13 protein-coding genes are annotated in these 14,302 nt (G+C 60.3%); 11 read left to right on the top strand and 2 right to left on the bottom strand.

Annotation, left to right across the window (positions count from 1 at the left end; all coding sequences use genetic code 11):
- Positions 1-30 precede the first annotated feature (30 nt).
- Entirely contained in the window at positions 31-1,401 is a 1,371-nt protein-coding gene (locus tag Q0W88_RS00230; protein ID WP_297798767.1) for a class II fumarate hydratase, read from the bottom strand.
- A 123-nt stretch (positions 1,402-1,524) separates the two neighbouring features.
- Between Q0W88_RS00230 and purB the strand changes: the two genes are divergently transcribed.
- The 9 genes from purB (at position 1,525) to pilH (ending at position 12,381) form a co-directional block, all read left to right on the top strand.
- Entirely contained in the window at positions 1,525-2,901 is a 1,377-nt protein-coding gene (gene purB, locus Q0W88_RS00225) for an adenylosuccinate lyase (RefSeq protein WP_297798766.1), read from the top strand.
- 2 nt (positions 2,902-2,903) lie between these two features.
- The gene (locus Q0W88_RS00220; protein WP_297798765.1) at positions 2,904-4,073 is read left to right on the top strand and encodes a cupin domain-containing protein; all 1,170 of its coding nucleotides are present in this window, start codon (positions 2,904-2,906) and stop codon (positions 4,071-4,073) included.
- Positions 4,070-4,516, top strand: coding sequence for a GNAT family N-acetyltransferase (locus Q0W88_RS00215; protein WP_297798763.1), 447 nt, complete (start codon positions 4,070-4,072; stop codon positions 4,514-4,516). The genes Q0W88_RS00220 and Q0W88_RS00215 overlap by 4 nt, the downstream gene beginning before the upstream one ends.
- Positions 4,517-4,628: 112 nt before the next feature.
- Positions 4,629-7,454, top strand: a complete 2,826-nt coding sequence (locus Q0W88_RS00210; protein WP_297798762.1) for a 2-oxoglutarate dehydrogenase E1 component — start codon at positions 4,629-4,631, stop codon at positions 7,452-7,454.
- Positions 7,455-7,471: 17 nt separating this feature from the next.
- Positions 7,472-8,641 (top strand): dihydrolipoyllysine-residue succinyltransferase, encoded by a 1,170-nt coding sequence (gene sucB / locus Q0W88_RS00205; protein WP_297798761.1) that lies wholly within the window; start codon positions 7,472-7,474, stop codon positions 8,639-8,641.
- A gap of 23 nt (positions 8,642-8,664) precedes the next feature.
- Positions 8,665-10,089, top strand: a complete 1,425-nt coding sequence (lpdA, locus tag Q0W88_RS00200; RefSeq protein ID WP_297798760.1) for a dihydrolipoyl dehydrogenase — start codon at positions 8,665-8,667, stop codon at positions 10,087-10,089.
- On the top strand, positions 10,089-10,958 hold the full coding sequence (locus Q0W88_RS00195; protein WP_297798759.1) for an SAM-dependent methyltransferase: 870 nt from the start codon (positions 10,089-10,091) through the stop codon (positions 10,956-10,958). The genes lpdA and Q0W88_RS00195 overlap by 1 nt, the downstream gene beginning before the upstream one ends.
- Before the next feature lie 2 nt (positions 10,959-10,960).
- Entirely contained in the window at positions 10,961-11,962 is a 1,002-nt protein-coding gene (locus Q0W88_RS00190; RefSeq protein WP_297798758.1) for a YhdH/YhfP family quinone oxidoreductase, read from the top strand.
- A 47-nt stretch (positions 11,963-12,009) separates the two neighbouring features.
- On the top strand, positions 12,010-12,381 hold the full coding sequence (pilH, locus tag Q0W88_RS00185) for a twitching motility response regulator PilH (protein WP_297798757.1): 372 nt from the start codon (positions 12,010-12,012) through the stop codon (positions 12,379-12,381).
- On the opposite strand, the gene Q0W88_RS00180 is transcribed toward pilH, so the two are convergent.
- Positions 12,378-13,226 (bottom strand): DnaJ C-terminal domain-containing protein, encoded by an 849-nt coding sequence (locus tag Q0W88_RS00180; RefSeq protein WP_297798756.1) that lies wholly within the window; start codon positions 13,224-13,226, stop codon positions 12,378-12,380. The two genes, pilH and Q0W88_RS00180, sit on opposite strands and share 4 nt — an antisense overlap.
- 105 nt (positions 13,227-13,331) lie before the next feature.
- Here Q0W88_RS00180 and Q0W88_RS00175 point away from each other — a divergent pair, with 105 nt between their 5' ends.
- Both Q0W88_RS00175 and Q0W88_RS00170 read left to right on the top strand, forming a co-directional pair.
- Positions 13,332-13,808, top strand: a complete 477-nt coding sequence (locus tag Q0W88_RS00175) for a peroxiredoxin (RefSeq protein WP_297798755.1) — start codon at positions 13,332-13,334, stop codon at positions 13,806-13,808.
- A 17-nt stretch (positions 13,809-13,825) separates the two neighbouring features.
- Complete coding sequence (locus tag Q0W88_RS00170; protein ID WP_297798754.1) at positions 13,826-14,269, top strand: glycine zipper 2TM domain-containing protein; 444 nt, start codon at positions 13,826-13,828, stop codon at positions 14,267-14,269.
- Positions 14,270-14,302: the final 33 nt, after the last annotated feature.

Raw genomic sequence — 14,302 nt, 5'->3', positions numbered from 1 at the left:
GCCGGGGTTTTTCATGGCGGTGAAGCACCGTCATCCGGTCAGCCGTGCCGGGTCAAGCAGGAGCTTCAATTCGGCAAGACTCAAATCCGTCATTTCCTTGGCAACATCGATGATCGGACGCTTTTCGGCATAGGCCCGTTTGGCGATCTGCGCCGCCTTCTCATAACCGATGACCGGATTCAGCGCGGTCACCAGAATCGGGTTGCGTGCCAGGGCTTCGCTCATCCGCGCCTTGTTGAACTTCAGGCCGTCAATGGCCTTCTCCGCCAGATGACTGCAGGCTGCCGCCAGCAGATTCAGATTCTGGAGGCTGTTGTAGGCAATCACCGGCATCATGGTGTTGAGCTGGAAGCTGCCGCTTTGCCCGGCAATGGACACCGTCGCATGATTTCCCATAACCTGCGCGCAGACCATGGCCACCGCTTCAGGAATCACCGGGTTGACTTTGCCCGGCATGATCGAACTGCCCGCCTGCAATGCCGGCAATACGGCCTCGGCCAAGCCGGTCAACGGCCCGGAATTCATCCAGCGCAGATCATTGGCGATTTTCATCAGGGTTACCGCCAACCCGTTGCACTGTCCGGAAAGCTCGACCAGATGGTCCTGCGCCGCCATGGATTCGAATTTATTGCCTGCAGGGCGGATGCGCAGGCCTGTGGCTTTCGCGAGGTGCCGGCAGGCCATAACGGTCATTTTCGGATCGGCATTCACCCCGGTACCGACCGCGGTGCCGCCCAGCGGCAGATCCATCAGCCGCTTTCCGGTGTCCTGCAGGCGGGCACAGGCAGAGTCCAACTGGGCCAGCCAGGCGGACAATTCCTGTTCCACCGTGATCGGCATGGCATCCATCAGATGCGTCCGTCCGGTTTTCACCAGACCGCGCCCCTGTCGCGCCTTTCTGGCGATGCTGGCACGCAAGGTTTTGAGTGAGGGCATGAGCACCCTGTTCAACACCAAGGCGGACGCCAAAAGGCTACTGCTGGGCACCACATCGTTGGAGCTCTGGCCGTGATTGACGTCATCGTTCGGATGCACCGCCAGACCGGACTGCCGGTTCGCCAGGGCTGCGATCACCTCGTTGAGATTCATGTTGGTGGATGTACCGGATCCGGTCTGGAACACATCGACCGGAAACTGATCGGCATGTTCGCCGCAGGCGATGGCGTTGGCGGCCTTGGCAATGGCCTTGGCCCGCTTGGCCGGAACATGGCCGAGACTGCCATTGGCTTCTGCAGCGGCGGCTTTGATCAATGCCATGGCCTGGATGAACTCCGGCGGCATGCGCAGACCGGAAATGCCGAAGTTGAGCATCGCACGTTGGGTCTGGGCGCCGTATAGCGCGTCAAACGGAACAAGAAGCTCGCCGAAACCGTCCTTTTCAACGCGGAATTTCAGGCTCATGTCGGCACTCCGTTTGGTCTGGATTCTCGATGATAACGCCTTTTCACGGTACAATTGTCGCAGGACAGCGCGGCAGTCACGGCTTGCCCCGCCCGGCACACCTTCATCCCTGGCCTCCCGATCATGACCGAACATACCCTGCTTGCCCTTTCTCCGACCGACGGCCGCTACGCCGGCAAAGTCGATGCCCTGCGCCCGGTGTTTTCCGAGTTCGGGCTAATCAAAACCCGGGTGCATGTGGAAATCGAATGGCTGATCGCGCTGGCTGCCGAGCCCGGCATTGCCGAACTCCAGGAATTCGATGCGGCCCAAACCGCTTTCCTTCGGAGCATCGCCGCCGATTTCAGCATTGCCGATGCCGAACAGGTCAAGCGCATCGAAAGCACCACCAACCATGATGTCAAAGCCGTCGAGTATTTCATCAAGCAAAAGCTGGAAAGCCGGCCCGATCTTACCCAGGCCAAGGAATTCACCCACTTCGCCTGTACCTCGGAAGATATCAATAACCTCAGCTACAGTCTGATGCTGCAACAGGGCCGGGATACCGTGCTGCTGCCGGCGCTCGCGCGTCTGCAGGATGCCCTGCTTGCGCTCAGTCATGCCCAGTCCGATCAGCCGATGCTGTCGCGGACCCACGGCCAGACCGCATCGCCGACGACCCTTGGTAAGGAAATGGCCAATGTACTGGCACGCATCAATCGTCAGATGCCGCAATTGCGGGGCATCCGCATGCCCGGCAAAATCAACGGTGCGGTGGGCAATTACAATGCCCATGCCGTGGCCTATCCGGCGGTCGACTGGCCCGGGTTTTCAGAACGCTTCGTGACCGGTCTTGGTCTGGAGTTCAACCCCTACACCACCCAGATCGAGCCGCATGACGCCATCGCCGAACTTTGCGATGCCATGCGCCGCATCAACATCATCGGCATCGACCTGTGCCGTGATATCTGGGGCTATATTTCGTTGGGCTATTTCAAACAACAGCTCAAGGCCGGCGAAGTCGGTTCCTCGACCATGCCGCATAAGGTCAATCCGATCGATTTCGAAAACGCCGAAGGCAATTTCGGAATTGCCAACAGCCTGCTCGGCCATTTCGCCGAAAAGCTGCCGATCAGCCGCTGGCAACGCGACCTGACCGACTCGACGGTGTTGCGGGCGCTGGGCACCGGGTTCGGGCATACGCTGATTGCGCTGGATTCGCTGGGCAAGGGCCTTGGCAAGCTCGAAACCAATCCGCAGCGCCTGCAGGAAGATCTGGACAGTGCGTGGGAAGTTCTTGCAGAACCGGTACAGACTGTGATGCGCCGCTACGGCTTGCCGAACCCCTATGAACAATTGAAAGCCCTGACCCGTGGCCAAGGCATCACCGAATCCAGCATGCGTAATTTCATCGCCACGCTGGACTTGCCCGAGGATGCCAAAAGGGACTTGCTGGCACTGACACCGGCCGGCTATACCGGTCACGCCGGGCTGCTGGCCAAAGCTATCCACAAGGCTTGAGCATGATCGAAAGTACCGGCAGCTTGCAGCACTTCCTGGGAATGCCGGTCGAGCGGTTCCTCGCCGAATACTGGCAGAAAAAACCCCTGCTCATTCGGCAGGCCTTTCCGGGCTTCACGCCGCCCCTGAGTCCGGAAGACTTGGCCGGACTGGCCTGCGAAGACGGGCCTTTGGCGCGCGTGGTCACCTATCAGCGCAAAAAAGACACCTGGACCCTGAAAACAGGACCGTTCGCGGAAAGCGATTTTCCCAAACTCGGTCATCATGACTGGACTCTTCTGGTCCAGGACATGGACAAATGGGATGCCGATGTCGCCGAATTGCTGGTGCCGTTTTCCTTCCTGCCACGCTGGCGGGTGGATGATGTGATGATCAGCTTCGCCGTCGAAGGCGGTTCGGTCGGGCCGCACATCGACCAATACGATGTGTTTCTGGTGCAGGCCATGGGGCACCGCAACTGGCAGATCGAAGCGCAGCCCCGCCACGAGCCGGCATTCCGTCCCGATTCGGAACTGAAACTGCTGCAGGAATTCACGGCCGACCACCGTTGGGATCTGGCCCCGGGCGACGTCCTGTATCTGCCGCCGGGCTATGCCCATCACGGCGTGGCCCTGGACCACTGCATGACCTTTTCGGTCGGCATGCGTGCGCCTTCAAGTGCCGAAATGCTGGTGGATTTCGCCGAAGATCTGGCCCAGAAACTTCCGGAATACCGTCGTTATGAGGATCCGGACTTGAAGATTGCCCAAGACCCTTATGAAATCGATGCGCAGGCCTTTGCCCGGGTGGAAGACGCCTTGGCGGTCTGGCAAAACGCCAGCGCGGCCGAACGCCGGCGCTGGTTCGGGCAGTTCATTACCCGTTACCGGGCTTCCGGCGATGTCCAGGCCGGCCCCGACCAAGCCAGCTGGCCACAGGCCTTGAATGCACTGGCCACCGGCCACTCGCTGTACCGGCATCCTTTCGCCCGCTTTGCCTGGAGTCGGGAGCCCGAACAGGCCCTGCTGCATGTGACCGGCGAAAGTTATCCGGTCAGCCCGCAAGACGCGGCCTCGTTATGCCGGCAAACGGTGCTGGCGGTCGCCGATTTCAATCGATTGGGTACGGCTGCTCAACATGCTGTTTCGGCGCTTTACGCACAAGGCGTCTATCAGTTGGCCGAACCGGAATGACCGCCCGCCCCTTTCGCGTCATCGATGCCGTATATGCGCAGGACTTGCCACGGCTACGGGCCGTTCGGGAACCGGTTTTCGTTATCGAACAGCAGGTACCGCTGGATCTTGAATGGGACGCCATTGATCCGGACTGCCGCCATGTCCTGGCGCTGGACGCTGAAGAGCGCCCCATAGGCACCGGCCGTCTGACCCCGCAGCACACCATCGGCCGAATGGCCGTTCTTCCCGAATGGCGGGGCAAAGGGGTCGGCGATGCCCTGCTGGTCCGACTGATCGGGCTTGCCCGTGCCGCCGGTTGGCCATCGGTGAGTCTGCACGCCCAAGTCGATGCCATTGGCTTCTATCGCAAGCACGGCTTCGTGGCCGAGGGCGGGGTGTACACCGAAGCCGGCATCCTGCATCAGAACATGACGCTGGACTTAACAAGCGCCGGCAACTGATTGAATGCCTGAAACAATTTGTTCAGATCGGGCAGACTCGGTTATAATTTGGGGTCTGTGTCCCGCGTGTGGCCGCTCGGCCGACCCAAGCAACCCTCAATAAGGCGATTCCGTGGAAAGTTTGATCAAACAATTCCTCAAGTCCTCGCAGCTTTCCGGCGGCAATGCCGCGTTCATCGAAGATCTCTACGAAAACTATCTGGTCGATCCGGCCAGCGTTCCGGCGCCATGGAAAGCCTATTTCGATGGTTTTCAGGGGCAAGGTGATGTGCCCCACTCGGCCGTACTCGCCCAGGTCCAGGCTCAGGCCCGCAATGCCCGCTTCGTTACCGGCGGTGGCGATGAGGAAATGGCGCGCAAACAGACGGCGGTCGGCAAACTGGTTACCGCGTTTCGTTCTCGCGGCCATCTGAGCGCTGATCTCGATCCGCTCGCCATGATGGAAAAACCGAACGCGCCCGATCTCGACATCGGCCATCACGGTCTTTCCAGCGCCGACCTGCAGACCGAATTCCCGGTGAAGACCTATTTCGGCCCGGAAAAACTGAAGCTGGCCGATTTGCTGGAACGACTGAAAAATACTTACTCCGGCCCGATCGGCGCCGAATTCATGCACATCAGCGATGCCGACCAGCGCCAATGGATCCAGCAACGTCTGGAATCCGTGCAGAGCCGTCTGCAGGCCTCGCCGGAACAGCGCAAGCGCATTCTCGAACGCCTCACCGCTTCCGAAGGCCTGGAACGCTACCTGCATACCAAATATGTCGGTCAGAAACGCTTCTCGCTGGAGGGCGGTGAATCGCTGATTCCGTTGATGGATCAACTGATCCAGCACGGCGGCAAGCACGGCATCAAGGACGCCATCATCGGCATGGCCCACCGCGGCCGCCTCAATGTGCTGGTCAATACCCTCGGTAAGCCACCGCAGAAACTGTTTGCGGAATTCGAAGGCCGATTCGATCATCCCGATACCCCGGAACACTCCGGCGATGTCAAATACCACATGGGCTTCTCGGCAGACGTCAATTCGCCGGGCGGTCCGGTCCATCTGGCTTTGGCCTTCAACCCCTCGCATCTGGAAATCGTCGCGCCGGTCGTGGCGGGCAGTGTGCGCGCCCGCCAGATGCGCCGCCAGGACGATAGCCGTTCGCAGGTCTTACCGATCGTGATCCACGGCGACGCCGCCTTTGCCGGCCAGGGCGTGGTCATGGAACTGTTCCAGATGTCGCAGGCCCGTGGCTTTGCCGTTGGCGGCACCGTGCACATCGTCATCAACAACCAGGTCGGTTTCACAACCTCTCGGCCCGATGACGCCCGGTCCACGCTTTACTGCACCGACCCGGCCAAGATCGTCGGCGCCCCGGTATTCCACGTCAACGGGGACAATCCCGAAGCCGTGGTGTTCTGCGCCGAGCTGGCCTTCGATTACCGCCGCACCTTCGGCCGCGATGTAGTCATCGACCTGGTCTGCTACCGTCGTCACGGCCATAACGAAGCCGATGAACCGGCGGCGACACAACCCCTGATGTACCAGAACATCCGTTCCCGTAAAACCACCCGTGAACTCTATGCCGAGCAATTGGTCGGCGCCGGCGTGCTGGCGGAAGCCGATGCCAAAGCCTTGGTTGACGGTTTCCGCGCCAAACTGGACAAGGGCGAGGTGACCACCGATGTGGCCGATGCCCGCAAGGACGAATTCGCCGTGGACTGGACGCCGTGGCTGAACGGCAAACTGGCACAATCGGTGAAAACCGGACTGGCCCAGTTCTCGCTGGATAGTCTGGCCAAGAAAATAAACACCGTTCCTGAAGGTTTCAAGCCGCACGCCCGTGTCGCCAAAATCTACGAAGACCGCCGCAAGATGCTGGCCGGTGAGCTCGACATGGACTGGGGCTTTGCCGAGAATCTGGCCTATGCCACCCTGCTGACCGAAGGCTACCGCCTGCGTCTGGTCGGCCAGGACGCCGGCCGCGGCACTTTCTTCCACCGCCACGCCGTGCTGCATGACCAGAACAACGGCGACGCCTATATGCCGCTGCAGCAGTTCGTGAAACACCCCAGCCATGCAGTGATCATCGATTCACTGCTCTCGGAAGAAGCGGTGATGGCTTTCGAATACGGCTACTCGACCGCCGAGCCGATGACCCTCAACATCTGGGAAGGCCAGTTCGGCGATTTCGCCAACGGCGCCCAGGTCGTCATCGACCAGTTCATTACGTCCGGCGAGGCCAAATGGGACCGTCTGTGCGGTCTGGTGCTGTTCCTTCCGCACGGCTATGAGGGCCAGGGCCCCGAGCACAGTTCGGCACGCCTCGAGCGCTTCCTGCAGCTCTGTGCACTGAACAACATCCAGGTCTGCACCCCGACCACCCCGGCCCAAATGTTCCACATGTTGCGCCGTCAAATGCTGCGTGCCACCCGTAAACCGCTGGTGGTGATGACGCCGAAATCGATGTTGCGCCACAAACTTTCGGTTTCGCGCATGGATGATCTGGTCAACGGGTCCTTCCAGGAACTGATTTCCGACACCACCGCCAAACAACCCGATAAAGCCGCACGCGTGGTGGTCTGTGCAGGCAAGGTCTATTACGATCTCATCGAAGCCGCGGCCGAGAAAAAACTCGATAATGTGGCCATTGTCCGTATCGAACAGCTTTATCCGTTCCCGCGCGAGGCGTTGAAGGCCGAGCTGGCACGGTTCACGAATGCCAAGGATGTGTTCTGGTGTCAGGAAGAGCCGCAGAACCAGGGCGCCTGGTACCAGATCCAGCACCACCTGCGCAGCTGTCTGAACGACGGAAAACAGCTGCACTACGCCGGCCGCGCCCGTTCCGCCGCGCCCGCCTGCGGTCACGCCAATACCCATACCGCTGAACAAAACCAATTGATCGCCGATGCCCTGACCAATCCGGGCAAGAGCGATTTCACCCATGAGTAACCGAAAAGGCCACAGTCATGAGCATTGAAGTCAAAGTCCCCGTTCTGCCCGAATCCGTTTCCGATGCCATCATCGCCACCTGGCACAAGAAGGTCGGCGACAGCGTGCGTCGTGATGAAAACCTGATCGATCTGGAAACCGACAAGGTCGTTCTGGAAGTGCCCTCCCCGGTCGACGGCGTGCTCAAGGAAATCAAGTTCGAAACCGGTGCCACCGTCACCAGTGCGCAGGTCATCGCCGTGATCGAGGAAGGCGCCGTTGCCGCCGCACCGGCTCCGGTTGCTCCCGCTGCACAGGCCGCTGCTCCTAAAGCAGCCGCTCCGGCCGCTGCGGCGGCGCCTAAAGTGGACACCAGCGCACTTCCGCCGGGCGCCGCGAATTACGCCGCCCGCAATGACGTCAATCCGGCCGATGTCGCCGGAACCGGCCGTGCAGGCCGCGTCACCAAGGAAGACCTGGTCAAGCATGTGACTTCCGGAGGCGGTGCCCGTCCCGAACAGCGCGTGCCGATGACCCGCATCCGCCAACGTATCGCCGAACGCATGATGCAGTCGAAAAACTCCATTGCCATGCTGACCTCGTTCAATGAAGTCAATCTGTCGAAAGTGATGGCCATGCGCAAGGAACTGGGCGAACCGTTCGAAAAGACCCATGGCATCAAGCTGGGCTTCATGAGTTTCTTCGCCAAAGCCGCTGCCAATGCGTTGGCCAAGCACGGCATCGTCAACGCTTCGGTTGATGGCAACGACGTGATTTATCATGGCTATGCCGACATTTCCATCGCCGTGGCGACCGAGAAAGGTCTGGTCACTCCGGTGCTGCGCAATGTCGAGAACATGAGCTTCGCCGAGATCGAAGCGGCCATCGCCGGCTACGCCAAACAGGCCCGTGAAGGCGGTTTGAAGCTGGAAGATCTGCAAGGTGGTACCTTCACCATCACCAACGGCGGCACTTTCGGTTCGCTGATGTCGACCCCGATCGTCAATCCGCCGCAGTCGGCGATTCTCGGCATGCATGCCATCAAGGAACGTCCGATCGCCGAAAACGGCCAAGTCGTGATCGCACCGATGATGTACATCGCGCTCAGCTACGACCACCGCATCATCGATGGAAAGGATGCCGTGCTGTTCTTGGTCGACATCAAGAACCAACTGGAAAACCCGCACCGCATGCTGCTCGGCCTGTAATCCACTTTCGAGGCGAATGAATCATGAGTACTGAATTTGATGTCGTGGTCATCGGCGCCGGTCCGGCCGGTTACCATGCGGCCATCCGTGCCGCACAGCTCGGCCTGAAAACCGCCTGCATCGACGCCGCTCTTGGCAAGGATGGTCAACCGGCTCTCGGTGGCACCTGCCTGCGCGTTGGCTGTATACCGTCCAAGGCGCTGCTGGATTCTTCCCGCCAGTTCTGGAACATGCAGCACCTGTTCGGCGAGCACGGCATCAGTGCCGATAATGCCAAAATCGATGTTGGCACCATGGTCGGCCGCAAGGACAAGATCGTAAAGCAGTTCACCGGTGGCATTGCTGCGCTGTTCAAGGCCAACAAGATCACACCGTATTACGGATTCGGCCAGCTCCAGCCCGGCAAGCGTGTCAGCGTCAAGCAGCATGACGGCAGCATGGTCGAACTGACCGGAAAGCATATCGTCATCGCCGCCGGTTCGGATTCCATCGAATTGCCTTTCGCCAAATTCGACGGCAAGCACATCGTCGACAATGTCGGTGCACTTGATTTCACCGCCGTTCCCAAACGCCTCGGCGTGATCGGCGCCGGCGTGATCGGCCTGGAACTGGGTAGCGTCTGGAAGCGTCTCGGCGCCGAAGTAACCATCCTCGAAGCACTGCCGGATTTCCTTGGCGCCGCCGATGCGGAAGTCGCCCGCGCGGCCCTCAAGGAATTCAAGAAACAGGGCCTCGACATCAAGCTCGGCGCCAAGGTCAGCAAGGCCGAAATCAAGAACGGCGAGGTCCATCTGACCTACAACGACGGCAAAGCCGATCAGAACCTGATCGTGGATAAACTGCTGGTCGCGGTCGGGCGCAAAGCAGCCAGCAAAGGCCTGTTGGCCGAAGGCACCGGCGTCAAACTCAATGAACGCGGTCAAATCGAAGTTGATGAGCACTGCCGTACCGGTGTTGACGGCATCTGGGCGGTCGGCGACTGCGTTCGCGGCCCGATGCTGGCGCACAAGGGTTTCGAAGAAGGCATCGCCGTCGCCGAACTGATTGCCGGCCTGCCCGGACATGTTAACTTCGATACCATTCCCTGGGTCATCTATACCGAACCGGAAATCGCCTGGGTCGGCAAGACCGAACAGCAACTCAAGGCCGAAGGCATCGAGTACAAAACCGGCAGCTTCCCGTTCGCGGCTGTCGGTCGTGCCGTGGCCATGGGCGAGCCTGCCGGCTTCGTCAAGGTCATTGCGCATGCCGAGACCGACCGCGTGCTCGGCATGCATCTGGTCGGCGTCGGCGTCTCCGAGCTGGTGCACGAAGGCGTGCTGACCATGGAATTCCACGGTTCCGCAGAAGACCTGGCACGCATCTGCCACGCCCACCCGACACTTTCGGAAGCCATCCACGACGCCGCCATGGCGGTCGATAAACGCGCCATCCACAAAGTCAACTGATGGAAGCCGCAGGGACCACGACCCCGATCCGCAACGTCTCCGACACCGCGCTTTGGGTCGCGGTATACCGCGCCATGGAAAGCGAGCGTACCGATGCTCTGTTCCGTGATCCTTATGCTCGCCGGCTGGCGGGCCAACGCGGTCAGGACATCGTCGATGCCATGCCGCAGGGCAAAGCCATGGCCTGGGCGATGATCGTGCGTACCGCGGTCATGGACGAACTCATCATGCAATGCGTCCGTGCCGGGGCTGCCAGCGTGTTGAATCTGGCCGCAGGTCTCGATACGCGCGCTTACCGGCTCGATCTGCCGAGCTCATTGCGTTGGTACCATGTCGATTTTCCGCCAATGATCGATTATGTGCGCGGGAATCTGTCCGGCGAAACGCCCCGCTGCCATCTGGAATACATCGCTGCCGACCTACGCGAACCCGGGCAGCGCGATGCGGTTTTTCGTGAAGCCGCCGCACATGGCCCCGTTCTGGTCATCACTGAAGGACTGCTGGTCTACCTGCCGCCGGAGACTGTCGCCGAGTTGGCCGTGGCTCTGCGCACCAATGCGTCGGCAAAATGGTGGATCTCCGATCTCGGCACCCCCCTGCTGCTGAAGCGCCTTTCAAAAAGCTGGCTGGGCAGGCTACGCGACGGCAACGCCCCGTTCCTGTTCGCACCGGCCGATGCCGCCGCATTTTTCAACCCGCTGGGCTGGCGCGAAACGGTTTTCCGTTCAAGCTGGACCGAATCGCTGCGTCTGAAAAGACATGTCCGTTTCGCCGGCTTCTGGAATCTGATGATGAAATTGAGCCCGAAACCGAATCGCGATGCCGCTATCCGCATGTCGGGCATCACACTCATGCAGCCGGCCGATTGAGCATGGCCGGCAATACGTACCGCGCCTTCCGCATCCACAATGATGCCGGTTACCGCGCCGGCATGGAATCGATATCGCGTGAAATGCTGACGCCTGGCGACACCGTCATTGCCGTACAGTACTCGAGTGTCAATTACAAAGATGCCCTGGCCGGGACCGGCCAAGGTAAAATCCTTCGTCGTTTTCCGCTCAATGGAGGGATCGACTGCGCCGGTCATGTCATCGAATCGGCCGATCCATCGCTGAAAGCCGGTGATGCGGTGCTGGTTACCGGCTCCGGACTGTCGGAAACCACCGACGGCGGTTACTGCAACGAAGTGCGCGTCGATCACCGGCATGTCATCCGCATTCCCGAAACCTGGGGCCCGCGCGAAGCCATGATTCTCGGCACCGCCGGATTCACCGCCGGACTTGCTTTGCTACGCATGCAGGAAAACCGCCAGCTCCCGGAACTCGGCCCGATTGCCGTGACCGGTGCCACCGGCGGGGTGGGTATGCTGGCAACGGTCCTGTTTCACCGCGCCGGTTTTCGCGTGCACGCCGTTTCGGGAAAACCGGAACAGGCCGACCTGTTGCTACGTCTCGGAGCCGAAACCGTTCTGGCCCGTGACGCGGTTCTGACCGACAAGCCGATGGATAGCGCACGCTTCGGCGGCGCCCTGGACAATGTCGGCGGACGGACACTGGCCGCCTTGCTGGCGCAGACCGCACCCTATGGCAATGTCGCCAGTTGCGGCCTGGTTTCCGGGCATGACCTGCCCACCACGGTCATGCCTTTCATCATCCGCGGCGTATCCCTGCTTGGCGTCGCCTCGGCCGGAACCGAACGCAGGCTCCGCGAACAGGTCTGGCAGCTGCTGGCACGCCATTTCGATACGGCGGCGCTGAGCGCCCTACCGGTCCGCGAAATCGGATTAGAGGGACTGCCGGACGTCTTCGCTGGGATGCTCGCAGGCCGATCGCTGGGTCGGGTTGTGGTCGGTATCGGAACCGAGGCTTGCTAAAATTCCGGTTTTGGCTTTAACTAAACACATCCATTCGGGGAATATTTATGGCACGCATCCTGGTCGTCGACGACTCACCCTCCCAGCTTCTGGGCATGAAACGCATCGTTGAAAAACTCGGGCACGAGGCGCTCACCGCCGAAGACGGCGTCATCGGCGTCGAGCTGTGCAAGAATGAAAAGCCGGATCTTGTGCTGATGGACGTGGTGATGCCGAATCTCAACGGATTCCAGGCCACGCGTGCATTGACCCGGGACGAGACCACCTCGCACATTCCCGTGGTTCTGGTCACGACCAAGGACCAGGAAACCGATAAGGTCTGGGGCATGCGTCAGGGCGCAAAAGCCTATCTGACCAAGCCCTTCAACGAGAATGAATTGATTGAAATCATCAAGCAGGTGCTGCCCGCCGGCGCTTAATCCGCCGGAAACAGTTCCGCCATGCGCCGGTAAAGCGCTTCCTGCTCGGGCGTCTGCGGCGCCGGCGCGATGATTTCCAGTTCGACCAGTTGATCGCCATGGCCGCCCTTGCTTGGCATGCCCCGCCCTTTCAGACGCAGCCGCTTGCCGGTATCGGATTCCGGCGGGACCTTCAGGTCGACCTTGCCGCCGAGCGTGGGAACCGAAACCGTTGCACCCAGCGCCGCCTGCCAGGGCAACAGGCTCAGTGTATAGAGCACGTTCAGACCATCCAGTTCGAATTCAGGGTGCTCATGATAGGCGATCTCGATCATCAGATCCCCGCCGCGCTCGCCCTGACCGGCCAGACGGATGCTCTGCCCGGGCCGAATTCCGGCAGGAATGGCAATTTCCAGCGTGCGCTCGCCGATGCGTATTTTTTGTTTACCGCCGGAGAAGGCACGCTCCAGCGGTATTGCCAGACGGACACGGCTGCCTGCGGGCGCAGGAGCCGGCCCGCGACGGCCACCTCCGAACAAGGATTCGAAGAAATCGCTGAATCCTGCATTGCCGCCCATCTCGTTGAAATCGAATTGGAATCCGCCGTTTCCGAAACCGGGTGGCGGCCGGAAATCTTCGCCGGGACGGTAACCGCTGGCTTTGAGCTGATCATATTGGGCGCGTTTGTCTTTGTCCTTGAGCACCTCATAAGCCTCGTTGACCGCCTTGAAGCGCTCCTCGGCTCCGGTCTCCTTGCTGACATCCGGATGGTATTTGCGGGCAAGACGCCTGTAGGCGGTTTTGATTTCAGCCTCGCTGGCGCCCGCATCCACCCCCAAAGCCTTGTAATAATCCTTGAATTCCATGCATTGACTCCAAACGGGCTGCTTTTTTGTAGAGTGTGGAATGATTCACGAAAATCCGACAGAAAGAGTTTATCATTCCCTTAACGCATTCCCTACAGGTACCCCATGACAATCGAAACCGGCAACCGCATTCCCAATACCGCCATCAACGTCCTCAAAGACGGCATCCAGGCCATCGACACCTCGGAGTTCTTCGCCGGCAGAAAGGTCGTGATGTTCGCGGTACCGGGCGCATTCACGCCGACCTGCTCCGCCAAACATCTTCCGGGATTCATCCGGCATGCGGAAGAATTCACCGCCAAGGGCTATGCGTTGGCCTGCCTGTCGGTCAATGATGCTTTCGTGATGGGCGCCTGGGCCAAAAGCCAGGAAACCCCGGACAGCATCGCCATGCTGGCTGACGGCAACGGTGCATTCACCAAGGCACTCGGTCTCGAACTGGATGCCACGCCGTTCGGCATGGGTCTGCGCGCGAAGCGCTTCGCCCTTGCCGCCGACAACGGCATCGTCACCCATCTTTTCGTTGAGGCACCGGGCGAATTTTCGGTCTCTTCGGCAGAACACGTTCTGTCCGCACTTTAACCCACGGAGAATCCACCATGAAGAAAAACTTATGCTTACTGATCGCAGCCGCCATGATCGGCTTCGGCTCGATGGCTGCGGCGCAATCCGACAAATCGGCACGGCCGGCCTATGACAACACCAACTGGCCGGCCGACTGCGCCAAATGCGGCATTGTCACCCAGATCGAAAAAGTCAGCGATGCCAAGTCCGGCACCGGCGGCGCCATCATCGGCGCCGTTGCTGGCGGCCTTCTGGGCAATCAGGTCGGCGGCGGCAAAGGCAAGACCGCGGCCACTGTCGCCGGCGTCGCCGGCGGCGCCTATGCCGGCAAGAAGATCGCCGAAGGCAACAAGGAATACAAGATCACCATCCGCATGCGTGACGGGGAGATCCAGCATGCCCGCCAGGAAACGCTGAACAGCATCAAGGTCGGCAGCATGGTGCGTCTGAAAGACGGAAAAGCCAAACTTTACAAGTAACCGGTCCGCTTGAGGGCATAAAAAAACGGCGGG

This window comes from Arenimonas sp. GDDSR-1, from assembly GCF_025980345.1.
GTDB lineage: Bacteria > Pseudomonadota > Gammaproteobacteria > Xanthomonadales > Xanthomonadaceae > Arenimonas.
Note: the sequence above shows the minus strand (reverse complement) of the source record. Positions and strands in the feature narration are given on the sequence as shown.